The sequence below is a fragment of the Geobacillus sp. FSL K6-3411 genome (assembly GCF_037965715.1).
Classification (GTDB): Bacteria; Bacillota; Bacilli; order Bacillales; family Anoxybacillaceae; genus Geobacillus; species Geobacillus thermodenitrificans.
This window is the reverse complement of the sequence record NZ_CP150187.1, coordinates 1,136,152-1,162,889: the sequence shown is the minus strand read 5'-3', so window position 1 is coordinate 1,162,889 and position 26,738 is coordinate 1,136,152. Positions and strand designations below refer to the sequence as shown.

General features: G+C 51.5%; 26 protein-coding genes and 1 other annotated feature. All 26 genes read right to left on the bottom strand.

Annotated features, from left to right (window positions below):
* Positions 1-4: 4 nt before the first annotated feature.
* The gene (gene ileS, locus NSQ22_RS05960) at positions 5-2,779 is read right to left on the bottom strand and encodes an isoleucine--tRNA ligase (protein WP_060475723.1); all 2,775 of its coding nucleotides are present in this window, start codon (positions 2,777-2,779) and stop codon (positions 5-7) included.
* Between the two features lie 55 nt (positions 2,780-2,834).
* Positions 2,835-3,058, bottom strand: a binding site (T-box leader).
* Between the two features lie 90 nt (positions 3,059-3,148).
* On the bottom strand, positions 3,149-3,661 hold the full coding sequence (locus NSQ22_RS05955; RefSeq protein WP_008878666.1) for a DivIVA domain-containing protein: 513 nt from the start codon (positions 3,659-3,661) through the stop codon (positions 3,149-3,151).
* A gap of 76 nt (positions 3,662-3,737) precedes the next feature.
* Positions 3,738-4,511 (bottom strand): RNA-binding protein, encoded by a 774-nt coding sequence (locus NSQ22_RS05950; RefSeq protein ID WP_339264316.1) that lies wholly within the window; start codon positions 4,509-4,511, stop codon positions 3,738-3,740.
* A 120-nt stretch (positions 4,512-4,631) separates the two neighbouring features.
* Positions 4,632-4,904: a YggT family protein gene (locus NSQ22_RS05945; RefSeq protein ID WP_008878668.1), complete on the bottom strand. Its 273-nt coding sequence runs from the start codon at positions 4,902-4,904 to the stop codon at positions 4,632-4,634.
* A gap of 3 nt (positions 4,905-4,907) precedes the next feature.
* A complete protein-coding gene (locus NSQ22_RS05940; RefSeq protein WP_008878669.1) occupies positions 4,908-5,339 on the bottom strand; it encodes a cell division protein SepF in 432 nt (143 codons plus the stop codon).
* Positions 5,340-5,351: 12 nt separating this feature from the next.
* On the bottom strand, positions 5,352-6,026 hold the full coding sequence (locus tag NSQ22_RS05935) for a YggS family pyridoxal phosphate-dependent enzyme (RefSeq protein ID WP_008878670.1): 675 nt from the start codon (positions 6,024-6,026) through the stop codon (positions 5,352-5,354).
* On the bottom strand, positions 6,023-6,847 hold the full coding sequence (pgeF, locus tag NSQ22_RS05930; RefSeq protein ID WP_011887105.1) for a peptidoglycan editing factor PgeF: 825 nt from the start codon (positions 6,845-6,847) through the stop codon (positions 6,023-6,025). Before pgeF ends, NSQ22_RS05935 begins: the two co-directional genes overlap by 4 nt.
* A 132-nt stretch (positions 6,848-6,979) precedes the next feature.
* Complete coding sequence (locus tag NSQ22_RS05925) at positions 6,980-7,222, bottom strand: YlmC/YmxH family sporulation protein (protein ID WP_008878672.1); 243 nt, start codon at positions 7,220-7,222, stop codon at positions 6,980-6,982.
* A 95-nt stretch (positions 7,223-7,317) separates the two neighbouring features.
* A complete protein-coding gene (sigG, locus tag NSQ22_RS05920; RefSeq protein ID WP_008878673.1) occupies positions 7,318-8,097 on the bottom strand; it encodes an RNA polymerase sporulation sigma factor SigG in 780 nt (259 codons plus the stop codon).
* 121 nt (positions 8,098-8,218) lie between these two features.
* Entirely contained in the window at positions 8,219-8,938 is a 720-nt protein-coding gene (gene sigE / locus NSQ22_RS05915) for an RNA polymerase sporulation sigma factor SigE (RefSeq protein ID WP_008878674.1), read from the bottom strand.
* Positions 8,939-8,988: 50 nt separating this feature from the next.
* Positions 8,989-9,897 (bottom strand): sigma-E processing peptidase SpoIIGA, encoded by a 909-nt coding sequence (spoIIGA, locus tag NSQ22_RS05910; protein ID WP_008878675.1) that lies wholly within the window; start codon positions 9,895-9,897, stop codon positions 8,989-8,991.
* Between the two features lie 224 nt (positions 9,898-10,121).
* Positions 10,122-11,255, bottom strand: coding sequence for a cell division protein FtsZ (gene ftsZ / locus NSQ22_RS05905; protein WP_008878677.1), 1,134 nt, complete (start codon positions 11,253-11,255; stop codon positions 10,122-10,124).
* Between the two features lie 26 nt (positions 11,256-11,281).
* On the bottom strand, positions 11,282-12,550 hold the full coding sequence (gene ftsA / locus NSQ22_RS05900; RefSeq protein ID WP_008878678.1) for a cell division protein FtsA: 1,269 nt from the start codon (positions 12,548-12,550) through the stop codon (positions 11,282-11,284).
* A 190-nt stretch (positions 12,551-12,740) separates the two neighbouring features.
* Positions 12,741-13,103, bottom strand: coding sequence for a small basic family protein (locus NSQ22_RS05895; RefSeq protein ID WP_008878680.1), 363 nt, complete (start codon positions 13,101-13,103; stop codon positions 12,741-12,743).
* A 1-nt stretch (position 13,104) separates the two neighbouring features.
* Positions 13,105-13,824 (bottom strand): DUF881 domain-containing protein, encoded by a 720-nt coding sequence (locus NSQ22_RS05890; protein WP_008878681.1) that lies wholly within the window; start codon positions 13,822-13,824, stop codon positions 13,105-13,107.
* A 26-nt stretch (positions 13,825-13,850) separates the two neighbouring features.
* Positions 13,851-14,555 (bottom strand): DUF881 domain-containing protein, encoded by a 705-nt coding sequence (locus NSQ22_RS05885; RefSeq protein WP_008878682.1) that lies wholly within the window; start codon positions 14,553-14,555, stop codon positions 13,851-13,853.
* Complete coding sequence (gene divIB / locus NSQ22_RS05880) at positions 14,536-15,321, bottom strand: cell division protein DivIB (RefSeq protein ID WP_029760421.1); 786 nt, start codon at positions 15,319-15,321, stop codon at positions 14,536-14,538. The genes NSQ22_RS05885 and divIB overlap by 20 nt, the downstream gene beginning before the upstream one ends.
* A 247-nt stretch (positions 15,322-15,568) precedes the next feature.
* Complete coding sequence (gene spoVE, locus NSQ22_RS05875; RefSeq protein WP_008878684.1) at positions 15,569-16,669, bottom strand: stage V sporulation protein E; 1,101 nt, start codon at positions 16,667-16,669, stop codon at positions 15,569-15,571.
* 52 nt (positions 16,670-16,721) lie between these two features.
* Complete coding sequence (murD, locus tag NSQ22_RS05870) at positions 16,722-18,077, bottom strand: UDP-N-acetylmuramoyl-L-alanine--D-glutamate ligase (protein ID WP_029760420.1); 1,356 nt, start codon at positions 18,075-18,077, stop codon at positions 16,722-16,724.
* Positions 18,078-19,052, bottom strand: a complete 975-nt coding sequence (gene mraY, locus NSQ22_RS05865; protein WP_008878688.1) for a phospho-N-acetylmuramoyl-pentapeptide-transferase — start codon at positions 19,050-19,052, stop codon at positions 18,078-18,080. It lies immediately after the preceding gene.
* Positions 19,037-19,504, bottom strand: coding sequence for a hypothetical protein (locus NSQ22_RS05860; protein WP_008878689.1), 468 nt, complete (start codon positions 19,502-19,504; stop codon positions 19,037-19,039). The genes mraY and NSQ22_RS05860 overlap by 16 nt, the downstream gene beginning before the upstream one ends.
* Complete coding sequence (locus tag NSQ22_RS05855) at positions 19,501-20,970, bottom strand: UDP-N-acetylmuramoyl-L-alanyl-D-glutamate--2,6-diaminopimelate ligase (RefSeq protein ID WP_081157220.1); 1,470 nt, start codon at positions 20,968-20,970, stop codon at positions 19,501-19,503. Before NSQ22_RS05855 ends, NSQ22_RS05860 begins: the two co-directional genes overlap by 4 nt.
* A gap of 112 nt (positions 20,971-21,082) precedes the next feature.
* Positions 21,083-23,017: a stage V sporulation protein D gene (locus tag NSQ22_RS05850; protein ID WP_008878692.1), complete on the bottom strand. Its 1,935-nt coding sequence runs from the start codon at positions 23,015-23,017 to the stop codon at positions 21,083-21,085.
* Between the two features lie 71 nt (positions 23,018-23,088).
* On the bottom strand, positions 23,089-25,299 hold the full coding sequence (locus NSQ22_RS05845) for a PASTA domain-containing penicillin-binding protein (RefSeq protein WP_011887097.1): 2,211 nt from the start codon (positions 25,297-25,299) through the stop codon (positions 23,089-23,091).
* Between the two features lie 6 nt (positions 25,300-25,305).
* Positions 25,306-25,662: a cell division protein FtsL gene (ftsL, locus tag NSQ22_RS05840; RefSeq protein ID WP_008878695.1), complete on the bottom strand. Its 357-nt coding sequence runs from the start codon at positions 25,660-25,662 to the stop codon at positions 25,306-25,308.
* Between the two features lie 50 nt (positions 25,663-25,712).
* A complete protein-coding gene (rsmH, locus tag NSQ22_RS05835) occupies positions 25,713-26,645 on the bottom strand; it encodes a 16S rRNA (cytosine(1402)-N(4))-methyltransferase RsmH (protein WP_008878696.1) in 933 nt (310 codons plus the stop codon).
* Positions 26,646-26,738 lie beyond the last annotated feature (93 nt).

Here is a 26,738-nt window from a genome sequence, read left to right as displayed (position 1 = left end):
TTTGTTATGCCGAATAATGTTCGTTCACAATATGTGCGCAGCGCGGACAAAGCGTCGGGTGGGACTCATCGCGTCCGACGTCCGGTGTCACCGTCCAGCAACGTTCGCACGTCTCACCTTCCGCCGGGCGAACGATGACGGCCACATGGTTGAGCCGTTCTGCTTCGGCTGGCGCGGCGTCATACGATTCATCGGCGACCGAAAACGCGGAAACGATGAGAAGTTGGCGCAAGTCCTCGTTGATCGAAGCCAAAAGCGCCCGCACTTCGTCTTTCGGGTAAACAGTGACGCTCGCCGTGAGCGACTTACCGATCACTTTTTCATTACGCGCATTCTCGAGCGCTTTTAAAATGTCATCTCGTACATCCATAAACGCATCCCATTTCGCGAGCAGCGCTTCTTCACCATCGATGGCCATTGGCTCCGGCATGTCGGTGAGCTGGACGCTTTCCACTTGCTCTTTCCGGTTCGGGATATGCTCCCACACTTCATCGGCCGTGTGCGGCAAAATCGGCGCAATGAGCTTCGCCAAGGCGACAACCGTTTCATACAGCACCGTCTGCACCGCACGGCGGGCACGACAATCGGCCGCTTCGATGTACAAAATGTCTTTCGCCATATCCAAATAAAATGCGCTTAACTCGACGGTGCAGAAATGGTTCATCTCATGATAAACAGCAGCAAAATCATAGCTGTCATACGCCTTTTTCACTTTAGCGATGAGTTTATTTAATTTCGCTAACATGTAGCGATCGAGTTCGCCAAGCTCCCCAACCGGCACAGCGTTTTGATTCGGGTCAAAATCAAACAAGTTGCCGAGCATAAAGCGGAACGTATTGCGGATTTTCCGATACACTTCGGACACTTGTTTTAAAATGTTATCGGAAATGCGTACATCCGCCTGATAGTCAACCGAGGCGACCCAAAGGCGTAAAATGTCGGCACCGAGCTGTTCCATGACTTTGGCCGGCACGACGACGTTGCCGAGCGATTTGCTCATTTTTCGCCCTTCGCCGTCTAAAACGAAGCCATGGCTTAACACCCCTTTATACGGTGCTTTTCCGGTGACGGCAACGGCTGTAGACAGCGACGAGTTAAACCAGCCGCGATATTGGTCAGATCCTTCTAAGTATAAATCAGCCGGACGCTCTAGGTCATCGCGTTCAACAAGCACGGCTTGATGCGACGAACCGGAGTCAAACCAGACGTCCATAATATCCGTCTCTTTCGTAAAGAGGCCGTTCGGGCTGGACGGATGGGTGAATCCTTCCGGCAATAAGTCTTTCGCCTCACGCTCAAACCAAACATTCGAGCCGTACTGGCGGAATAGGTTTGACACGTGCTCGATCGTCTCATCTGTGATGATCGGCTCGCCGTTTTCGCCGTAAAAGACCGGAATTGGCACGCCCCAAGCGCGTTGGCGGGAGATGCACCAGTCACCGCGGTCGCGCACCATGTTATGGATGCGGATTTCTCCCCATTCTGGCACCCATTTCGTTTCCTTGATGGCATCAAGAAGTTGATCACGAATTTTATCAATGGAGGCAAACCATTGTGTCGTCGCTCGGAAAATTGTCGGTTGCTTCGTCCGCCAATCATGCGGATACGAGTGGGTAATGAAGCTGAGCTTAAGGAGCGCTCCAACTTCCTCGAGCTTTTGTGTAATCGCTTTGTTCGCCTCGTCGTAAAACATCCCTGCAAATCCAGGCGCTTCTTCTGTCATATAGCCGCGCTCATCAACCGGGCAAAGAACCGGAAGCCCGTATTTTTGTCCGACGATAAAGTCGTCTTCCCCGTGTCCTGGTGCCGTATGAACGCAGCCGGTACCGGCGTCGGTCGTGACGTGCTCGCCGCAGACGACAAGCGAGTCGCGCTCGTAAAACGGATGTTTGGCGACTACGTACTCAAGTTCTTTTCCTTTTATCGTTTTGACGACAGACCATGCCTCCCAGCCGACTTCTTTCGCTACCGATTCCGCCAAGGCCGCAGCAACAACGTATTTTTGCCCGTTTGCTTCGACAATATAGTAGTCCAAATCCGGGTGAACGGCGATCGCCAAGTTCGCTGGAATCGTCCACGGTGTCGTCGTCCAAATGACGATTCGTTCATCCCCTTGAAGCACACCTTTACCATCTTTAACTGGGAACGCGACATAAATCGACGGCGACCGTTTGTCTTTATATTCGATTTCCGCTTCGGCGAGCGCCGATTCGCTCGACGGCGACCAATACACCGGCTTCAGCCCTTTATAAATGAGCCCTTTTTTCGCCATTTCACCGAACACTTTAATTTGCTGGGCTTCATATTCCGGCTTGAGCGTAATGTACGGGTTGTCCCAATCGCCCCGCACCCCGAGCCGTTTAAACTGTTGGCGCTGGTTGTCGATTTGCTCATACGCGTATTGTTCGCACAGCTTGCGGAACTCAGCGACACTCATCGATTTGCGGTCGACACCTTGCTTCGTCAGTGCCGTTTCAATCGGTAAGCCATGTGTATCCCAGCCAGGCACATACGGCGCACAAAAGCCGCTCATCGACTTGTAGCGGACGATAATATCTTTTAAAATTTTATTTAATGCATGGCCCATATGAATATCACCGTTGGCGTATGGCGGGCCGTCGTGCAGCACAAACAGCGGCCGTCCTTTCGTCCGCTCCTGCACTTTCCGGTAAATGTCCATTTCCTCCCATTTTTTTTGCATTTCCGGCTCCCGCTTCGGCAAGTTGCCACGCATCGGGAACTCCGTTTGCGGCATGAGCAGCGTCTCTTTGTAGTCCATCTCTCTTTGCTCCTCCTCCAAGAATCAAATCAAAATAAAAAACCGTTCTCTCCCGGCAAGGGACGAGAACGGTCTCGCGGTACCACCCTTTTTGGCCATGACAAATCAACGCATAGCCCACTTTTCATTCGTAACGGGAATGACGCGCCATGGCCTACTTTGACGTTCGGCATGGAACTCCAGGGTGATGTTCACTCTTGCGCCGATACCGGGCTCCCACCATCCCCGGCTCGCTGCAACCAGCTATTCAAGAGCTACTGTCCCTATCATCGTCGATCGCATGTTTTCTTCGCTCAAAAGCCAACCGCACCAATGGCGGTCAGCACAACGATTTTTGCCATTTATTATAAATGAGACAAATGGCGTTCGTCAAGGCTGGGACAGCGGTTCTTTCATCTCTTCCTCCAAGTCAGGCATCTCGTATTCCATCAAGTCATCCCAATCGCGGTTGTTAATCATGTCCAGCTGTGCTTCGACGAGCATGCGGAAGCGGGTGCGGAACACTTTCGATTGCCGCTTCAATTCTTCAATTTCCATCGCGATTTTTCGCGATTTCGCCAACGCATCGCTGATAATGCGTTCAGCGTTTTTCTCCGCTTCTTTAATGATCAGCTTCGCCTCTTTTTGCGCATTGCGCTTCACTTCCTCCGCCGTTTCTTGGGCGACAAGAATCGACTTGTTCAATGTTTCCTCAATATTAGAAAAATAGTTCAGTTTTTCCGTCAGCTCCGCAACTTTTTCTTCGAGCTGCCGCTTTTCGCGAATGAGCATTTCGTAGTCTTTAATGATTTGATCAAGAAACTCGTTCACTTCATCTTCGTCATACCCGCGAAATCCGCGGCTGAATTCCTTGTTGTGAATATCTAATGGCGTTAACGGCACAATGGCCACCTCCGTCTCCATCTTTCCTTTTCTTGCTTAATTCGACACGATTTGCCCATTTCCTGCTGCTGTTTGATTATTTTTGTCGGCCGATACGCACGAGCCAGTGCTCTTTTTTCGTCGGCCCTTCCACAGAAAACAGCTTGCAGCGACCAAAACCACGCGCTGACAACACATCACCCGGTCCGCAGACGAAATCCGGCTTGTCCACCACTCTCCAGTTCACTTTGACAAGCCCGCTTTCAACAAGCGTTCGCGCCTTATCACGCGCGAGACGGAATGCTTGGGCAAGCACAGCATCAAGCCGCAGCGAAGAGACGGTCACCGTCCCTTCTTGCCATGTTTCTTCAATCGGCATGGCAGCCGACAGCGGCAACGGCTCAAGTGTAACTCGAGCTTTGCCGATCGTCTCGACATGAAGACGAATGTAATCGGCCACCTCCGCGGCGGCGAAAAATTGGATCTCTCCTCCTTGGACGAGAATATCACCGAACTTGCCGCGCCGCAAACCGAGCGACATGAGTGCACCTAAGACGTCGCGGTGTTCAAGGGAAATGAATTTATCCGGATAGCGGACAGCAAACAAGACGATGTCATATTCGCCTTCATCCGGCTCGATATACGGCGGATAAAGAAACGCCCGCTTCCGCTCGGCGAACGGGACGCCGCCAAAAAAGGACACACGCACGTCTTCATCGCTGCCGACAATGCTTTGGACGATTTGCTGCTCACGCGGGTCAAGAAAATCCGTCAGCTTAGGTGCGTATTGGCGGCTCACCGTGTCCTTCCACTCGAGCACTTGATCAATGAATGGGTGTTCCTCTTTACGAAAGTGCTGATACAGTTCCATTCCCGTTCACTCCGTATTCATTAAAGAAAGGAACCCGCAATGGATTCCTCTCCATGAGCGCTGCCCATTGACCTTCATCATCAGGCTGCAGCAAATGCCGCCAACAGCGCAAAACGGCGGCTAAAACTGCGCTTTAAGGATATCAAACAATGCATATAGCCCTCTTGTCGCAAACTCAAGGACAATAAAGGCGACGATCGGGGAGATGTCAATGATGCCAAGCGGCGGGATAACGCGCCGAAATGGCTCTAGATACGGCTCGCAAATGGTAGCGAGCAACTGGCCGAACCGCGTCTCACGGGCGTTCGGAAACCATGACATTAAAATATAAATGATCAACGCATACGAATATACTTGAATGAGCGTCGTCAAAAACGTGAGCACATAATCCAACGGCTACCACCTCTTCATCGGTCTGTCATCCTCGCCATCAAGCGAAATCGCGCCGCTGACGTCAACGTTTTCCGGCGTGCATAAAAAAATTTTCGTGCCGACTTGCTGAATGTCGCCGCCAATGGCGTACACGGTTCCGCTTAAAAAGTCGACGATCCGTTTCGCCTGCTCATGCTGGATACGCTGCAAATTGACGATGACCGCCCGCCGGCTTTTCAAATGGTCGGCAATCTCTTGCGCCTCGGCGTACACCCGCGGCTCGGCAAGCACGACCTTCGCTGATTTTTGCACGCTTTGCAAGCTGACAACATTCGTCTTGTTGGCCGTCTTCAGCGGCAGCGCCTCCTCTTCCTGCTGCGGCGCTTCATATTCTTCTTCATAGTCTTCGTAGTCTTCCTCTAAAAAATAATCGCGAAATTTTTTCATCAATCCCACCGGTCTCACCTCCTACAATGATCCGACAAGCGCACTGCCGATGCGTACAAACGTCGCTCCTTCCTCGATGGCGATCTCATAGTCGTTTGACATGCCCATCGACAGCTCGGTGCATGGTGCATAAGGCAAATTTAACGCCTGGACGCGTTCTTTGAGCATTCGCAATTGACGGAAACAAGCGCGCAATACACTTTTGTCCTCCGTATGCGGCGCCATCGTCATCAATCCGATCACTTCAATGCATGGAAACGAGCGAAGCTGTTCGATAAACGGGACTGTTTCGTCAGGGGCGAGCCCGTGCTTCGTCGCCTCACCTGATACGTTCACCTGCACAAAACATTTCACTGGACGCACCGCCCGCTTCTCAATCTCCTTAGCAAGCGAAAGGCGGTCAAGCGAATGAATGTAATCGACTTTATCGATAATCTCCTTCACCTTGCGCGACTGGAGCGTCCCAATAAAATGCCACGTCGCTTGTTTCCCGATAACCTCATATTTTTGCAGCAGTTGGTCGGAACGGTTTTCGCCGAGGTCGACAATGCCGGCATCAAGCACCTCCTGCGCTCTTGCCGCATTAATATATTTCGTTACTGCTACGATGCGTACGTCGGCCGGATCACGGCCAACGCGGGCGCAAGCTCCCTCAATTTGCCGGCGAATGGCAGCTAAGTTGTCACGTACCGTCATGTCGTCTCCTCCCTTCGGCCGATGAACGCCAACATCCGTCCCGTTGTCCCGCGGTCGCGGCGGTGAGAAAAAAACAGTGTCTCCTCACAGCTTGTACAGCGTTCGGACACGTAAATATGGCTATCAGGAACACCGGCAGCAATAAGCTGCAACCGATTCGCCTCCTTTAAGTCAAGCGCATATTGCCCTGGGCTTGTTTCACGCCATGGCAAAGGGCTGCCCGCAGGAACAGTCGAACGCAAACCTTCGATCACCCGGTCATCGACCGTGTAGCAGCACGGGCCGATGGCTGGTCCAATGGCAGCGTACACATCAGCGGGTGCAACATGCTCGCGTTCTTGCCAAAGCCGTACCATGTTTTGAGCGATGCCGCCGGCCGTTCCTCGCCAACCAGCATGAGCAAGACCGACCAAGCCGACGGATGGAGCCATAAAATAGACAGGCACACAATCAGCAAAACAAAGGGCGAGCAATACTCCCGACTCATCCGTATACAACCCGTCAGCGCCCCGAACTGCTGTAGCGAAATCTTGTGCCCCGCTTCCCCGATCGCTTTTCGTCACTTTCTGGATCACGGCGCCGTGCACTTGCTCACAGCACACCCAATCATCAAGGGGAAAAACAAGCGATGCGGCTAGACGGCGCCGATTATTGACGACGGCAGTGCGGTCGTCGCCAACATGCAGTCCCATATTCAAGGAAGCGAACGATCCTTTGCTTTCCCCGCCTTGTTTCGTCGTTATCCCTGCGACGGCCCCGGCGAATGGGGGCGCCCCGCAGAGAAGCCATTCATAAGCCGTTTGTTGAAAAATGTCCGGCATTCGTGTCAACCTCACGCTTTTTTTGTAGATTTTTATCACTTTTTTTCCTATTTTATCATAGTTTGCTTAAACGTGATAATCTTTATTTACAATTTTGTTGAAACATTAGTGTCCCAACATAGTATCATAGCATCACTCCGTATCGTGCAAACGGACTAGAATGACATCAGCTCCGATTTTGACAATGTTTTGCCACGGAATGACGACCGCTTCCTCACGCCCAAACAGCCCGAGCATCTTTCCAGCTCCTAAAATAATCAATGAACGAATTTTGCCTGTATCGAGATCGATGTCAATATCCCCAATATTGCCGAGCTTTTTCCCATTGGCTACATTGACAACATCTTTTGTCTGAAACTCTGAAATTCTCATCACGGTTCATTCCCCCGCCTTTCCTCTCCTCTTTTTCATCTATATGACGCCGCCAAACAGGTTATGTAACAAAGAAAAAAGGCTGCTCTAGCAGCCGCTCACACTTGGATGTTTTTATTCATTTGCCGGATCGCTGCTTTTTCCAACCGCGATACTTGCGCTTGGGAAATACCGATTTCCTCAGCGACCTCCATTTGTGTTTTCCCTTGGAAAAATCGTTTGCGGATGATCATTTTTTCCCGCTCATTTAACCGCCGCAACCCTTCTTTCAATGCGATTTCTTCAATCCATTGACTGTCGCGGTTGCGCTCATCGCTCAGCTGATCCATCACGTAAATCGGATCGCCGCCGTCATTGTAAATCGGTTCAAATAGCGAAACCGGATCTTGAATGGCATCGAGGGCCAAAACGACTTCTTCATGGGCGACACCAAGTTCTTTCGCAATCTCTTCCGTCGACGGCTCTTTCGCTGTCTCACCCATAAGCCGTTCTCGCACTTGCAACGCTTTGTAGGCAATATCGCGCAGCGAGCGCGAAACGCGGATCGGATTGTTGTCACGCAAATAGCGGCGGATTTCGCCGATAATCATCGGCACCGCATACGTGGAAAACTTAACATTTTGATTTAAATCAAAATTATCAATCGATTTCATAAGTCCGATGCAACCGACTTGAAACAAATCATCAACAAATTCGCCACGGTTGTTAAAGCGTTGGATGACGCTCAACACAAGGCGCAAATTGCCGTTTACTAATTTTTCTCTCGCCTCTAAATCCCCTTCATGCATCCGTTGAAACAGTTCACGCATTTCCTCATTTTTGAGGACGGGAAGCTTTGAAGTATCCACACCGCAAATCTCGACTTTGTTCCTCGTCAAGTTGTTCCCTCCCATCAGGAGATGCTAAGTCGTCAGTTTTCAGTATCTCCTTAGGAGGGAAAAATATGCACAGCCTGTCCGGGCTGAAAAAAAGCGGCAGAGCATCTGCCCCTGCCGCCGGCTACATCATCTTATTGAATTCTTTACGCAACCGTTTAATGATCCGCTTCTCAAGCCGCGATATGTACGATTGCGAAATACCGAGCAAATCAGCAACATCTTTTTGCGTTTTTTCCTCACCACCCGAAAGACCAAAACGCAGTTCCATAATTTGCTTTTCACGGTCGCTCAGCTGGCGCAAGGCGTTCAGCAACAGGCGCCGATCGACATCCGCTTCCAAGTCTTTCGTAATCACATCATCTTCCGTGCCGAGCACATCAGACAGCAGCAACTCATTGCCGTCCCAGTCAATATTCAACGGCTCATCAAATGACACTTCCGCCCGCACTTTATTATTGCGGCGCAAATACATTAAAATTTCATTTTCAATGCAGCGTGAAGCATACGTCGCCAGCTTGATTTTTTTCTCTGGATTGAACGTGTTGACCGCCTTAATCAGTCCGATCGTTCCAATGCTGATCAAGTCCTCGATATGAATGCCGGTGTTTTCAAATTTGCGCGCGATGTAAACGACAAGGCGTAAGTTGCGCTCGATGAGAAGCGACCGCGCTGTCTTATCACCGACCGCCAACCGCTCGATCAGCCGTTCCTCTTCCTCTTTCGTCAGCGGCGGAGGGAGCGCTTCACTGCCGCCGATATAATAAATCTCATCCGTCTTCAAACCGAGTTTCGCCAGAAGCTTATACACCCAATACATGAAGCGAAGTTTCCACTTTTTCATAAAAATCCCCCTTCTAAACGGATAAAAAGCGAGTATGATATAGTAACGAACTACGAAGCGGTCAGCTTTCTTCCCGACTGCACCATTTTCGGATGAACGATGCAGCTATACTCCCCATCGGTCGATAGCGAGTCGGCACTTAAGGCAACAAGCCCTTGCTTCACCTCAAGCCATTGATCTTCATACAAAAGCATGATGCGGTCCGGCTTGATCGCCATCATCATTTGCGGGCCGCTCCCAACCGCGCGGTACGGAATGAGACGGAGGCGATGAGCCCACTGCTCTGGTAGATCGTCAAACGTCATGGTCGCCATATGCATCGTCAGCTCCTCAGGCAGCACTTCCTTTGCTTTTTCCCTATCAACAACCATCACCGGCGTTTTCGTCACTGGATCGAACAGCTGATTGCCGCTGTCAATGAGCCCACGCAGCGCCAGCGGCCGGCCATCCCAAACAACGATGACGTCAATAATATGTTCAAAACGCAGTTTTTTCTCACGAATGTTTTCCACACGGCGGCGGGAAAAAAGCCATAGCACCGGAAAACCAATCACGACAAACAACCAGCTGACCGGGTCGCCCGCTCCGGGGGGCATGATCAACCATTCTTGCTGAACGGACAGCTGCGGCACGAACAAATAATGGACAGCCAGCATGCCGCCGCCGATAGCGAACGTCGCAAAGTAAAATGCCATCATGTTCTCGATCATATAGCGCGGCCGCTTAAAGCCGAAAGCAGCAAGCACAATTAAGATCGAAACCGCCACTTTCACAAGTGGGTGCTGGGCGATGGCAGAAAACGGGGTGAACAACAACACGACAAGCAGTGAACCGATCAACGCCCCAGCCAACAGGCGCCACCAAATGACCGGTCGCTTGAGCATGAGCGCTGCCAGCCAAAGAAGCAAGGCGTCAAAACAAACATTGAGCAGCCAAATCACATCGACGTAAACGATCAAACAGCTAGCCCCTCCCCCCGCCCACATTAGCTTTGTCTGAAACAAGTATATAGCACATCATGAGGGAAAGTCTGTCAATCGGTGATGGTGAAAAAAAGGATGTTTTGTCAAAGTGAGGGGAATCACGGCGGATGAAACAAGCCGTCTGCAACTTAAGCAAGGCGAAAAACTTGATTTCAATAAAAATAGGCATGAACAACAAGTTGTTCATGCCTGGTTTCATCTTAACGACGACGGTTGCGATTACGCAAGAAAGCTGGAATGTCAAGCGGATCTTCCGCTTGCCCTGAACGAAGCGCCGCATAGTCTTGTGTCGGCTCTTCGCGCTTTTCCCGCTTCGGCGCCGGCGTCACTTTCGGCGCTGTACTGATGCCGACGCGCGATGGCCGTGGTTGCGAAGCAACGTTTTCGTTAAAGCCGGTCGCGATGACAGTGACGACAATTTCATCTTTTAAGTTTTCGTTGATGACCGAGCCAAAAATCATGTTCACTTCTTGGTCGGCTGCTGAAGCGACGATATCAGCCGCTTCCTGTACTTCGTACAAGCTTAAATTCATCCCGCCAGTGATGTTCATTAGCACACCTTGCGCTCCGTCAATGGATGTTTCCAACAGCGGGCTGGAAATCGCCTTCTTCGCTGCCTCTGCAGCCCGGTTTTCACCGCTGGCCACTCCGATGCCCATCAACGCCGAACCTTTGTTTGACATGATCGTTTTCACGTCAGCGAAATCGAGGTTGATGAGCCCCGGCACGGCGATCAAGTCAGAGATGCCTTGCACCCCTTGGCGCAGCACGTTGTCCGCTTCGCGGAACGCCTCAAGCATCGGCGTATTTTTATCGACAATTTCAAGCAACCGGTCGTTCGGAATGACGATCAGCGTATCGACCGCTTCTTTCATGGCGGCGATGCCGCTTGCGGCTTGCGTCGCCCGTTTCCGCCCTTCAAAAGTGAACGGGCGCGTAACGACGCCGACCGTCAGCGCTCCTAATTCGCGTGCGATTTGGGCGATGACTGGCGCCGCGCCTGTTCCTGTGCCACCGCCCATCCCGGCGGTAACAAACACCATATCCGCACCGCGGAGCGCTTCTTCAATTTGCTCTTTGCTTTCTTCCGCGGCTTTTTTTCCGACTTCCGGGTTTGCGCCTGCGCCCAAACCGCGCGTCAGTTTCGCCCCAATTTGCAACTTCGTCGGCGCCTTCGATAATTTGAGTGCCTGTGCATCCGTGTTAACTGCAATAAACTCCACACCTTGCACTCCGTGTTCAATCATCCGATTGACGGCGTTGTTGCCGCCGCCCCCGACCCCAATCACCTTGATTGTTGCCAACTGATCGATTGTCGTATCAAACTCCAACATAACCAAATCCTCCTAAATTTCAGTCTCTATTCAAAGAAAGATCCGAAAAATTTCTTGACCTTTTTCCCAAAATGGTCTTCTTTCTTTTTTGGTTTCGGCTGCTGTTTTGGTGCGGGGCGCTCAATCGGCTCCGCCGCCGCAGCAACCGGAACCGTTTTTCCTTGCAGCTGCGCTTGCCGGTAGGCGAATTTGAGCAAGCCGACGCCGATCGTATATTGCGGGTCACGCACACCGATATAATCCGGCAGGGCGACGCGGACGCTCGTCCCTAAGACGACGTGAGCCAGTTCCAGCACCCCTGGCATATTCGCCACACCACCTGTCAGCACATAGCCGCCAGGAAGGTCGCGAAACCCGAGACGGCGCACTTCATGCTGAACCATTTGCAAAATTTCCTCCAACCTTGCTTCAATAATGTCGGCGATCTCAAGCTGGCTGAACTGCTGGTGCTGATCGGTACCCATGATTGGCACGGTGAATACCTCTTCTTCCGAGGCATAGTCATAAAATGCATGCCCATGCTTCAGTTTAATTTTTTCGGCGTCTTCTGTTGTTGTGCGCAGCCCGATGGCCAGATCTTTTGTAATATGTTCCCCGCCGACCGGAAGCGAAGATACAGCCTGCAACCCGCCTTGCTCAAAGACGGCGACCGTTGTCGAACCGCCCCCTAGGTCGACGAGTGCAACACCTAAATGCCGTTCGTCATCGGATAACGCAAGCGAGCCGGCCGCCAACGGCTGGAGGCAAATATCGCTAATTTCCAAGCCAGCCCGTTCCACACAACGAAGGAGATTATGTAAAATTGTCTTCGCTCCCGTGATCATTGTCCCTTCCATTTCTAGACGGACACCAAGCATGCCGCGCGGATCATGGATGCCGTCTAATCCGTCAACAATAAACTGGCGCGGAACGATCCCGATAATTTCCCGATCCGGAGGGATGGAAACGACTTGCGCAGCATCGATGACGCGAGCGACATCCTCGTCACTAATTTCACGATTTTCACTCGCAACGGCGACAATGCCGTGACAATCTTGCAGCTGAACATGGCTGCCTGCCACCCCAACAATCACGCGGCGGATTGACAGGCCGACCATCCGCTCTGCTTGTTCGACCGCCCGCTTGATCGAGTGCACCGTTTTATCTATATCAACAATCGCCCCTTTTTTGAGCCCTTCGGATTTCACATTGCCTACCCCGATAATGTTAATCGAGCTGCCTAACATTTCCCCAATGATCACTTTAATGCTCGATGTCCCGACATCGAGGCTAACGACGATCTCATTGCTGCTCATCTTTTGGCATCTGCCTACTAAAAACGCACCTATCGGCCGGCGTTTCAGTAAGCAGCGACACCTCCTTTTTCGGCTGAAATTTCTCTATCCATCTCTTTGTCTATGTCTAGTTTATAAATTCCGCAAAAACACCATATTTTGTTTTACTCCATATAATTCAACATGCCAAAAGGCTTTCCCTGTCTTTTGCTTAACTTTTTTCACGATTTTGCCGCCGCTCCGCCCATTCGGCAAGCCAAAGGCGGCGGATGATGGCAATGTTTTGAAAAAGGCGGACACCAAACGCAAACACAGCCGCTAAATACAAGTCTACACCAAGATGTATCCCAAGAAAAGTTAAAGTTGTGGCAAGGATAATGTTGAAAAAAAACCCGGTTATAAATACAAGTTCGTCGTATGTCCGCTGTAAATGGGCGCGCCATCCTCCGATTAATGTATCAAAGGCCGCCAAAATAGCAATTGACAAATAATTAGAATACTCATCGGGAATTTCCCAGCCGGCGAGAACGCCGACAGCAAACCCGAGCAACATCCCGAGAAGCGGGAGCCACATGCTACTTCTCCTCCTTGCCGGCGCTCGCCGTCTCCATGTATTTTACGTCCGGCCGTTCAGTTGATGGTGGAATGACGATCACCGACTTCGGTTTGGAAATCGAAAGCTCCAGGTTTTCGACGATGAAATCGTCGCGAATCGGCGAAACAGCTAATCCGCTATACAGCTTGTCCACGTCATCCGCAATCGCCTTCACCTCAACCGGCAGCCTGATTGGGCGGCGGCCAACGTTCGTTATACCGTTGATATCGCGAATCGCCGTCCGGTTCGTCAGCCGCTCGCCGCCGATAGCAATTTCCCTTGCCCCATATTTGTTCAACTCATTCACTAACCGTTGCAGCAGCTCCGGGGAAACGGTCGCAGTGACTGGCCCAACATAGTCGGCCGTCGAGAATGGTGCAATCATCAGCACAATGCCGCTCCCTTTCACTTTAGTCAGTCCGGCTTCCTCCCGCAGCTCAGCGACAGTCGCCTCGAGCGCCGCCCCGCCGCCTGCCGCCTCCTTCTCCTGATAATGGCGCAATTTCTCTTCATAATCTTCGAGCTCCTCAAGCAGCTGCTGCTCGAGCTGTTGTTCTTTCGTTAAATCAGCGCGCAGTTCCCAAATGTCGCGTGTGTCACGCTCTTCTGAAGGCATCGTCGTCCGCAGCTCAACCGCGAGCATCACGCCAAACACGGCGGCGACGATGACAAAAGATAACCGTTTTTTCCACTCCAACATGCTTCAACGCTCCTTCCCGCCCTTTTTTACGGTTTGGGCGCAAATACCGGATCGAGAACGATGTTCTTTTGCTTTTCCACTTTCACATCGATATGGTCTTCGACTAGCTGGTCGACGACACCGCCGGCTAACTCAAGCGCGGATGATAGCACATCCGGGTCGCCGATCGCCGAAATGACAAACGGAGCCGCATGTTGTGTCCCGTCCACTTCAATGACCGGACCATTACAGACAATGTAAGAGCGATGGGAAATACGCTGCCCATTAATAGCAACGGCCTCAGCACCGGAAATAAGCATCTCGTGAACAACTTTCCATACGTGCTGTTCATGAACGATGTAATCAGTAGCACTCGCTTCAGAGGGGATATAAGAGGAATCGGAAAGCGTGACTGCTACGCCTTTCCCTTTGACCCTCGCCTTTCCAACATGCATGCGCAGCTGTTCTGCCTCTTTCGCCAACCCGACCTCATTCGACTGTTGCTCGGCCAATTTTTTTTCCCATTCGGTCAATTCAGCTTGCTTTTTGACAAGCTGCTGCTTTAGCGACCGGTTTTCTTTTTGCAAAGCGATAAGCGCCGAACGATACTCGTACTCCTTTTTCCACTCACTGTCGCTCCATTGGCGACGTGGCTCCTCCTCTTTCGTATGCTGGTACGAAAACCCAAGCATAGTCCCAAAGATAAAACAAATAAAAGTAAGGAGGACGCGGCTACGGACTTTTCGTCTCATCGTCATCCTCCTTTTTCGTCGGTTCATACGGAACAAAATAGCTGCCTACTTCCAGGTGAATGACTCCTTTGACATTCCGGTCGAGCTCGGCGATAATCGACGGATAATGCGACAGCTTATCAGCAAAGTTATGAATCGTCGCACTCACCTCATAGCCATCATTCATATAGACAACGACCCGGTCTTTGTATTCACCGGTTGGCTTGTAGTGAATTTCCGATATGGCACCAAGCACCGCCGCTGGCAGTTCAGCAAGCTGCCCGGTCATTTCCGCAATGGCTTCACCACTTTTCCAGCCGACTAATACCGGCGCATCGCTCGGAGCCGTTTTCACCGCTTCCTGCTTTAGCAGCTGCCCGTTCTCAAGCAGTGGAAAAAACGTTTGCCGGTTATATACGTAGGCGACCCGCCGCCATTCACGAACGTCGATGACGATCGTATTCGGCAGCCGCTTCTTCACAGTGGCTTCCTTAATTTCCGGATGACGAGCAATTTTCGCCTCCACGTTTTGTTCATTCACTTTCCAAAAGCTTGTCCGCTTTGTAATGCCGCTCAAACTGATGATCCGCTCCGCCGGCAGATGACGGTTGCCGCTCACTTCCACATGCCTCACTGCACTGAGCGGCGATTGAAAATAAAGGACACATAAGATAAACAGAAAAAAGAAGAACAGATACAAAATGAGCCGACGGTTCGCTTTTTGACGGCGCCGCTCTTTCAGCTTCGGCACACGATCCTCTAGAACGACGACCTTTCCTTTTTCCATCGCATTCACCGCTTTCTTGTCCAACGCCCACATTCTTGCCCATGGACAAAACACATTGCCGCATTTGAATAAAAACAAACGGCATCCGCTGCCGTTTCTTTGTCCTTTGCACTTGTTTTCATTATATCACAAATAGACTGCGAGAGAGAGCCTGTTTTTTATCGCATTTGCCGCCACTATTCGACGAGAGCGCCACCGGCCCAATCAAGGCAAACAAAAGCGGCGGACAGCCGCCGCCTGCCTAGGTCTAGTAGCGGGCATGCCTGCTAATATTGAGCAGCACACCGATAGCCATCAGCATCAACGTCAGCGATGAACCGCCGTAGCTTAAAAACGGAAGGGTAATACCGGTGACAGGCATCAGTCCGGTAACAACGCCGATATTGATCATCACTTGAATAGCGATCATCGAAATGATGCCAAGCGCCAAAAAGCTGCCATACAAATCAGGAGCGCCAAGGGCGATGCGCACGCCGCGCCAGAGAAGAAGGCTAAACAAAAGAAGGACGAGCGAACCACCAATAAAACCAAGCTCTTCAGCTAAAATCGCGAAAATAAAATCCGTTTGCGGCTCCGGCAAATAAAAAAACTTTTGCCGGCTTTGCCCGAGCCCAAGACCGAACAAGCCGCCCGGCCCAATGGCGTACAGCGACTGAATGATTTGAAATCCGCTCCCGAGCGGGTCTTCCCACGGGTTTAAAAACGACGTAATCCGCTTAATCCGGTATGGAGCTGATAAGATGAGGGCCACAAACCCGGCGAGCCCCAATACACCAAGACCAATAAAATGGCTGAGGCGGGCGCCGGCAACGAAAATCATCGTCACACATGTTCCGACCATGACGGTGCCCGTCCCTAAATCCGGTTGCAGCATAATCATGCCGAAAGCAGCAAACACGAGCAAAAGCGCCGGCAGCAACCCTTGTTTAAACGACGTAATCTTTTTTTGGTTTTCAGATAAATATTTGGCTAAAAAGGCGATCATAGCAAGCTTCATAAACTCAGACGGCTGAATGGAAAACGCCCCGACGCCGATCCAGCTTCGCGATCCATTGCGCACCATGCCGATTCCCGGAATAAGCACAAGGATGAGCAGCACAAAACAAACACCGAGCAGCACTTTCGACCAATCGCGCCACGTCCAATAATCGATGTTCATCATAAAAAACATGGCGATCACGCCAACGCCGGCAAACAAAAGCTGACGCTTGGCGAAGAAAAACGAATCGTTAAACTTGTATTCTGCCCAGATGGCGCTCGCACTGTACACCATAATAAGCCCGATCGCTAAGAGCGAAAACGTTAAAATAATGAGCAAAAAATCCGGTGCAGACTTTTTTCGCGGCAATGCCCAACACCTCTATTTTGTAAACTAGAGGGAAAGGGCTGTCCCTTTCCCTCTATTTCAACTTATGCACGGCGTTAATAAAAATGTCCCCTCTCTCCTCGAAAGTTTTATATTGATCCCAACTAGCACATGCCGGAGAGAGCAAAATGACATCGCCCGGCTCTGAAAGCCGAAAGGCAACCGGGACGGCCTTTTCCACATTATCGACATATTCTACCGTTTCTATTCCCGCCTCCCGAGCCACGCGGCCAATCTTGGCCGCCGTTTGGCCAAACAGCACCATGGCTTTGACCTGTTGCAAGTATGGGAGAAGGGCATCAAATTCATTGCCGCGATCAAGCCCACCGGCCAGCAAAATGACCGGCTCATCAGCAAACGCCGCGAGCGCCTTTTGCGTCGCCAATATGTTCGTCGCCTTCGAATCATTGTAAAATCGCCGTCCGTCGACTTCAGCCACATATTGAAGTCGGTGCTTCACGCCCGTAAACGTCGTCAACACCCGACGGATGGCCTCATTGCTAGCGCCAGCTAGTTTAGCAGCTGCTACTGCAGCTAAAATATTTTCCAAATTGTGCTGACCGGGGAGAACGATGTCGGCGATCTGGATGACCGACTCACCGTTCCAATAAACAGTGCCATCTTGGACGTACGCCCCTTCACCAAGCGGCTTTGTCACCGAAAACAGCACCTTTTGCGCCCGAACGGACGAGACGATGTCCATCACAAGCGGATCATCCGCATTGACGACGGCGTAATCGTGTGCTGTTTGGTTGCGGAAAATGTTCGCCTTCGCCGCTGCATATGCTTCTTTCGTCCCGTGGTAATCCAAGTGGGCGTCAAAAATGTTGAGCAAGACCGCGATCCTCGGACGAAACTCGTCAATGCCGGCCAGTTGGAACGAAGACAGCTCGGTGACAAGCCATTGATCCGGTTTCGCTTCCTTTGCCACCTCGCAGGCCACAAGACCAATATTGCCAGCAAGCAGCGGGTCTTGGCCGTCCGCCTTTAACATCTCATAAATGAGCGTCGTTGTCGTCGTTTTTCCGTTCGACCCGGTAATACCGATAAACGGCGCCTCAGAAATACGATAGGCAAGCTCCACTTCTGTCACAATCGGAAGCCCTTTTTCGAGCGCCTTTTCGACCAACGGGTTTGTATACGGAATTCCTGGATTTTTCACAACAAGATCAAATGGCTCATCGAGCAGCTCGAGCGGATGACCACCACAAACGACGCGGATACCGAGCTGCTCCAGCTTCTTCGCCTCCGCATTTTCCTCCAACGGTTTTTGGTCGTTGGCGACGACTTCAACACCTAATTCAGCAAGCAACCGAGCCGCCGCCGCCCCACTTTTAGCCAATCCAATGACAAGCACACGACGATGTTGATAAAAAGGAGTCGGTTTCAATTAAATCCACACCTCGATATAAATTCCTAGCATTGCGAATAAAAGGCCGACAGCCCAAAACGTGACGACAATGCGCCATTCCGACCAGCCGACGAGCTCATAATGATGATGGAGCGGACTCATACGAAAGACGCGCTTACCGGTCATTTTGAATGAGGCAACTTGAATAATGACCGACAGCGTCTCAATGACAAACACGCCGCCGATCACAACAAGCAGCAGCTCAAGCTTCGTTAAGACAGCGACGGCGGCAATCGCTCCGCCGAGCGCAAGCGAACCGGTATCGCCCATAAACACTTTCGCCGGATGAGCGTTAAACACTAAAAAGCCGAGCACGGCGCCGACAACAGCCACACAAAACACAGCCACGTCGTACTGGCCTTGATTCCAAGCCAAGACGGCGTAAGCGCCAAAGGCGATGGCCGCCGTTCCGGCGAGCAGCCCGTCAAGCCCATCGGTCAAATTGACAGCGTTCGAACCGCCAACGAGCATGAACAACAGCAACACCCCGTATGCCCAACCAAGGTCAAACGACCAGTCAGTGCCGGGAATATGTAGCGCTGTCGAAAAACCGCTTTGCCGATAGACAAAAAAGAAAATGACCGCAATGATGAGCTGGCCGATAAATTTTTGCCGGCTTGTCAGTCCAAGATTTCGCTTCATCACAACTTTAATCATGTCGTCTAAAAAGCCGAGCACCCCATAACCGATCGTTACAAACAACAATAAATATGTCCCCGCCGAAAGAACGGAAAACTTGGCCGTCACCCATACGGTCGTCGCAATGATGGAAAGCAAAATCATTATGCCGCCCATTGTCGGAGTGCCCGATTTTTTTTGGTGCGACTTCGGTCCTTCCTCGCGAATACTTTGCCCAAATTTTAACCGTCGCAAAAACGGGATAAATAGCGGGGACAAAATGACTGTGATTAAAAAGGAGACCGCCATCGCAATGACGATTATTTGCTCTGGCATGAATCGTCACATCCTTTTGCCGGCCGCACGCTCAGCCACCTTCTCTGCAATTCAGCGAGCTGCAGGCGAGCTTCAGTATCAGCTGGAGCGTATGTTCCGCCTTTTTCCGAGAACGTAAAAGAAAATTCCGTGCCCCCGTCGCCCTCGCTTTGCCCTAAGTACCGCTCAAGCAACCTGGCAGCCGCTTCAAGCGGCGACGGAACAAAAAAGAGCGGAAACTGGTTGGGAATATAGCGGGGCAGCGGCTCGCCGATCGGCCAAAATGAAGCGATCGCCCCATGATCAATGGCTGTTTTCAACGTTTCCGCCGCATTTTTGAGCGGAACGAACAGCCCTTTTTTCACTTGCTTCGCGGGGTCGACAAACACGGCGTGAAAACGAATCGTCTCATCGATAATGCCGCGCGCCTCCACCGCAATGGATTGCACCATTTTATACGTAACCATCGTCATCTTCTCTCCTTCACCGCCGCTCGGGCGACAGCGCGATCGTCAAAGTCGATCACATCGTCGCCGATGATTTGATACGTTTCATGCCCTTTGCCGGCAATTAACACGACATCACCTTCTTGCGCCTGCCCAATGGCATACCGGATCGCCTCTTCCCGGTCGGGAATGGTCACATACGTCCCGTCCCCAGCACTAACGCCGGCCTCCATATCGCGCAAAATTTGCCTCGGGTCTTCCGAGCGCGGATTGTCGGAGGTAAAAACAGCGACATCCGCATAGCGCACCGCCGCTTGCGCCATGAGCGGCCGCTTTGTTCGGTCGCGGTCACCGCCGCAGCCGATCACAACATACACGTTTCGCTTTGCAAATTGCCGCACGGTTTTCAGTGCATTTTCCACACTATCCGGCGTATGAGCATAATCGACAATAACAGTAAAATTTTGCCCTTCATCGACCGTTTCAAACCGCCCCGGCACCGGCGAGACATCAGCGAGCGCCTCGGCAATCGTCGCAAGCGAAAAGCCGGACGCAAGGCAAGCGGCTGTGGCAGCGAGGAGGTTATAGACGTTAAACAGGCCGACCAGCTTCGTTTCGATCGCCATGGTCCCATGCGGAGTGCACAGTTGAAATGCCATGCCGCCGGGAGTCATTTCGATTTGCTCTGCCATCACATCGCTTTTTTCCTTTATGCCATATGTGATGATCGGTGCAGCTGTCATATGTTTATAATATTGCGAAACGGGGTCGTCATGATTGAGAACGGCAAATTTTGGCCGCCGCTCGTCGTAACGGTTGCCAAGTTGGGCAAACAGCAGCCCTTTGGCGTTCCGATATTCTTCCATTGTTCCATGATAGTCTAAGTGGTCTTGTGTCAAGTTCGTAAACACGGCGACGTCGTAATCGCAACCGTGCACCCGTCCTTGGTGAAGGGCGTGTGATGACACTTCCATGGTTACAAACTCCACACCTTCGTCAACCATTTGTTTAAACGTACGCTGCAAGACAAGTGACTCCGGTGTCGTATTCACTGCCGGGTAAGAACGGTCGCCGATTTTCGTCCCAACCGTGCCGATGATCCCGGTTTTCTTGCCGGCTTTTCTCGCCACCTGCTCAATGATATGAGTCGTCGTTGTTTTACCGTTTGTGCCCGTCACTCCGATTAAATGAAGGCGGTGAGTCGGTTGACCGTAAAACGCATCCGCTAAAATCGCCATCGCTCGCCGGCTGTCCGGCACAACAACAACCGGCACATTCACCGAGAGCGGGCGCTCGGCGACAATCGCCACCGCCCCGCGCTCCACCGCCTGTTCGGCAAAATCGTGTCCATCCACGGTAAATCCTTTCACACAAAAAAAGAGAGAACCAGGCGTGACATGGCGCGAGTCCATCTCCAGCGCAACGATATCCGGGTTGCCCCCACGATGCACCCAAAAGCCGGGCAAGCGTGACAGCAGCGTTTGTAATTTCATGTTTGCTTCATCCCTTTCGCTTATAAATAGCCCGCCCAACGATGCGGACAGCGGAAAAAGGGGCACAACCAACCCGATGAATCATCGCATCGGCCGCCCCTTGTGCGATCATTTACTGCTCCTCTGCCGTCTCGTTTTTCGCCAAATAAATGCGAATTGTCGACCCCTCTTTCACTTTCGCACCTGGCTCTGGAGATTGTTCAACGACCACATCTCCCTCGCCACTAACATCTAATTTTAAGTCAAAAAGTTGTTCTTGCAAATCTTTTTTTGTCAATCCGATTAAGTTTGGTACTTCCAGCACTTTCGGCTCGTTCCAGTCCCGCTCTTTGGCGAGTTGATCTTTGCGAGGTTTTACGTTCATCACACGTAGGCTGTCTTCCATCACTTTGCCGACGATCGGCGCGGCGACCGTACCGCCAAACTGAACCGTCCCTTTCGGGTTGTCAACGGCGACGTATACGACAAGCTGCGGATCGTCAGCCGGAGCGAAACCGATGAACGATACGATATGGTTGTTTTGCAAATAGCGGCCTCCTTGCGCTTTTTGCGCCGTTCCGGTTTTTCCGCCGACACGGTATCCTTCGACATACGCCTTTTTCCCTGTTCCTTGGGCAACGACACTCTCAAGCGCATATCGGACTTGTTTCGACGTTTCCTCGGAAATAACGCGCCGTTTCGCCTTTGGCGTATTGCGCCGGACGATTTCACCCGTTTCTGGGTCGATCCACTCCTTGGCAATGTATGGAGTGTACAAAACACCGCCATTGACCGCAGCCGATACGGCAGCGACTTGCTGGATCGGCGTCACCGACACCCCTTGGCCGAACGCGGTCGTCGCCAGCTCAACCGGCCCTACCCGTTTTAAATCAAACAAAATTCCGGTTCCTTCCCCTTGCAAATCGATGCCGGTTTTCTCGCCAAACCCGAACTGCTTAATGTACTTAAACAACGTTTCTTTTCCTAGTCGTTCTCCCAGCTCTACAAACCCTGGGTTGCAAGAGTTTTGCACGACTTCCAAAAACGTTTGCTCTCCGTGGCCGCCTTTTTTCCAGCAACGAAGCGTAGCACCGGCTACTTTGGCATAGCCCGGGTCAAAAAAGTGGTCTTTGAGCAAATTCACTTTTCCTTCCTCAAGAGCTGCCGCAAGCGTAATGATTTTGAACGTTGACCCTGGCTCATATGTGCTCCAAATCGGCAAATTGCGGTTGTAAATTTCCGGAGGGACGTCCCGGTAGTTGGCCGGGTCGAAAGTAGGGCGGCTCGCCATCGCCAAAATTTCGCCCGTATTCGGGTTCATAGCGATGGCGATGATGCCGTCTGGATTGTATTTTGCCTCCGCGATATCAAGCTCCCGTTCGATAATCGTCTGGATGCGCGAGTCAATGGTCAGCACTAAATCCAAGCCGTCGGTCGGCGGCGTATAGTCGTCCGCTATACCGGGCATGCGTCGTCCTTTGGCATCGGAATAAAATTGCACAGAGCCGCGTTCGCCGCTTAGTTCTTTGTCATAATACAGCTCAAGCCCGGTGAGCCCCTGATTGTCAATGCCGCTAAAGCCAAGCACATGCGACAAATAGCTGCCAAATGGGTAGTAACGCTTTGTATCTTCAGCGATATAGATCCCATCTAAGTCAAGTGCGCGTACGCTCGCCGCTTTTTCATCAGAAATTTTTCGCCCTTCCTTTAGACGGACGATCGATGTTTTTTGCGTAATTTGCTTATAGATTGATTCGACTGAAGCGCCCAACACAACGGACAGCTTTTCCGCCGCCTCCGCCGGATTTTTCACTTGCCGGGGGATGACGTACACTGTCGGCGCGCTCATATTCGTCGCCAGCGGGACGCCGTTGCGATCCAAAATTTCACCGCGCTTCGGTTCAAACGGGATGTTCCGGCCCCATAGCCCTTTCGCCCGTTCCGTTAACATATCGCTAAGCCAAAATTGGACGTAACCAAGACGGAGATCGATAATCGCAAAAATGAAAATACCGATCAAAAACACGATCGTCAACCGCTTGCGCACGGTAACGTACGACACGCGCATATGGCGGAACCTCCTTCGTGATGGGCTCGTTCCACTATATGCTTGTACGCCCCGTTATAGAACGGCAAAAATCATTCGTGCGGCTTGTTGTCCTTCCGTTCAGCCGCCTCTTTTTCTTTCTTCGCCATCGTTTCTTCCCATTGGCGTGGAGAAGCCAGCTCGACAATCAAATAATCTCCTTTGCGCACTTCCGCTCCCGGACGAATGCTTTGGCTGACGACATAACCGGTGCCTTTCGTACTCGGACGCAACTCGAGCACGTTGGCCACTTTCATGGCGTCCCGCAGCGAAAAGCCGCGCAAATCCGGCATCGTTGCTGATCCGTCCGTTTTCAGCACGACTCGCTCCCCTGGAAGAACGCGCTCCCCACCGCTCGGAAGCTGCCGTTCAACATTTTTACCGTTGCCGATGACAACCGGCACATATCCTTTTTCTTTCAGCTGTTCCGCCGCTGAGACGGCGGTTTGACCGATCAGCGAGTCAAGCGCGCGCCGTTCCGCCTTCTTCGTCTCTGTCTGTTTTTTCTCTACCGGCTCGATATGCAAATATTGCAAACTGCTTTTCATCACCGTTGTAAAAATTTGCGACACCGGCGCTGCCCCGGTTTCCGTTACATCAAGCCGCGGCTGCTGAACGGCTACATACATGATGAGCCGTGGATCGTCAGCCGGCGCCATACCTAAAAACGAAAAAATATAGTTTTCCCGGCCCGTCATGTAGCCGCCGGCGGCCGACGGAATTTGCGCCGTCCCTGTTTTGCCTGCGACACGGTAGCCATCGATCTGGTACGGACGGCCGGTACCGTGTTCCGACGAGACAACCGTCTCTAAAATCTCGCGCACTTGGCGCGCCGTCTCCGCAGTGATCGGTTCACCGGCTACAGTCGGCTCATGATCAAGAACGACTTTGCCGTTGTCCGGATCAACCACTTTTTCAATGATGTATGGCTTCATCATTTTTCCATCATTAGCGATTGCCGTTGCTGCTTGAATTTGCTGAATCGGCGTCACCGACGTCCCTTGGCCAAATCCTGTCGTTATTCGTTCAATCGGATAGCGATAGCGGATTTGCCCAACAGACTCGTTCGGCAAATCGATGCCGGTTTTCTGGTCGAAGCGGAAGCGATGCAAATATTGCAAAAATCGATCTTCACCGAGCTTTTCTTTCACTAAAATGGAAAAAGCGACGTTCGATGAACGCTGCACTCCTTCGTCAAATGTAATTGTTCCCCAGCCGACATCGTTGTGGTCGCGAACAGTGTTTGGCCCAACTTTGTACGCTCCGGAACGAAACGTTTCCTTGCCGTTATATACCCCTTCATTAATAGCCGCCGCGAGCGTAAACACCTTCATCGTCGACCCTGGCTCGTACGGATAGGAAATGGCATCATTCAAAAAGTTCGTAATGTCGCGCTTATTCGGATCAAAACTCGGACGGGTCGCCATAGCCAAAATTTTCCCTGTTTTCGGATCAGCGACGATACCGATCATTTTCTTCGGCTTGTACTGCTTCTCAACGTTATTCATGGCGTCTTCTAAAAATGTTTGGATTTTTCCATCGATCGTCAAATAGACGTTCGCCCCGTTGTCTGGCTTGACGATACGTTCTTTTGCCTCCGGCAGGCGAAAGCCGTTCACATCACCAGCAAATGACACATAGCCGTCTGTTTCGCGCAAATATCGATCAAGCCATTTTTCCACACCCATTTTGCCCACTGTTTCGTTTTCCGCATTTTTTTGTGCGTACCCGATCACGTGCGAAGCAAATGTGCCATTCGGATAAAACCGATTTGTATCACGGATGAAGGCAATGCCCGGCAAATCGAGCGCTTCAATTTTTCGCTTGAGTTCAAAGCTGATGTTGCGGCCGTAGGAGCCGAACTCGACCTGCTTGGCCTTTTTCGTTAAAATGCGCTCCATGTCCTTGACATCCATACCAAGCAACGGCGCAAGCTTTTTCGCCGTTGTTTCCGGATCGACAACATGACGCGGACGTTCCGGGTTGGTCGTCATCTCTGGATCCAAAATGGCCACGACCGTATATGAAGGTACATCCTGCGCCAAAATGGTGCCGTTGCGATCGAAAATCGTCCCGCGCTTCGCTTCGATCACTCGCTTTTGTTTATGCTGCTGTTCAGCTTTCGCGGCTAACACATGACCGTCCGCTTTTCCGGTCCATTGCAGTTGGATAAAACGGGCAAAGAGCAGAAAAAAGAGCAGGCTGAAAACGATAAACAAAATCCCTGCTCCTCGATGGGTGTTGGAATGTTTTTTCATTTCCATTCTCCATCATTCCTTTACAACTTTCACATGGTCTTCGTTCAGTGACAGCCCAAGCTCCTTCGCCTTTTGCAAAATGCGCTCGTACGAGCTCAACTGCTGCACTTCGACGTACAAGTCATTATTTTCCTTTTTCTGTTCATCAATGGCCGTCTCCAATTTTTGTATGTCTTTATTCAGCTCATAAATTTGCACTTGGCTTGAGACAAATTGAACCGCCACATAAAAGGCAAATAACAAAAATGAGACGATCAACAGCTTCTCGGCCAATGTGAGACGAAAACGACGTTTTCGCTGCGGCTTCGGGCTCGGCGGTGCAGCCGGACGCTTTTGTTCACGCACTACTTTAACTGCCAAATTGTTCACAGCTTTCCCCTCCTATTTCTCCTCTCGTTCTTTTCCATCATTCGCACACGTTACTGTTTTTCAGCAATACGAAGTTTTGCCGAACGGGCGCGGTTGTTTCGTTCCAGCTCCTCAGCAGAAGGAACAACCGGTTTTTTTGTAATGATTTTCAGCACGGGACGGTAATCATCGGGGAGAACCGGAAGCCCCGGAGGCAATGGCGGGCTTTCGCTTGCTTTTTTAAACGTTTCTTTGCAAATACGGTCTTCGAGCGAATGAAACGTAATGACGCTCACTCGACCACCCGGCGCCAACAGTTCAATTGCCTGCTCGAGCGCTTCGCGAAACGCCTCGAGCTCATCGTTGACAGCGATGCGAAGCGCCTGGAAAATGCGTTTGGCCGGATGTCCACCGCTGCGGCGCGCTGGTGCCGGGATCGCCGCTTTGATCACTTCAACGAGCTCTCCGGTTGTTTCGATCGGTCTTTTACGGCGCACCTCTTCAATTTTGCGCGCCACCTGTTTTGAAAACTTTTCTTCGCCGTAGCGGAAAAAAATGCGGACAAGCTCTTCATATGGCCAGCGGTTAACAATCTCCGCCGCTGTAAGCCGCTGCTTGCGGTCCATCCGCATGTCAAGCGGCGCATCATGCTGATAGCTGAAGCCGCGCTCCGGCTCATCGAGCTGCGGCGACGAAACGCCTAAGTCAAACAATATCCCGTCAACAGCGTGGATGCCAAGGGCTGAAAGCTCCTCCTGCAAAAACCGGAAGTTCCGGTTTATGAACTGCACTTGTTCACGGTAACGGGCGAGCCGCTCGCTCGCGTGCAAAATGGCGGTCTCGTCTTGATCAAAAGCAAACAGTTTTCCTCGTTTTGAAAGACGGGAGAGTAAATATTCACTATGGCCGCCGCCGCCTAACGTGCAATCAACATAGACACCGTCTGGACGGACGTTCAGCCCATCGACTGCCTCTTTTAACAACACAGTTGTATGCTGAAACATATGTCCACCACCTTTGTTGCTTCCGAACGCACTTGCATCGGCCAGTGGCCGCTTCCTTATTATATCGCAAAGATGAACAAAATTTTAGCTTTT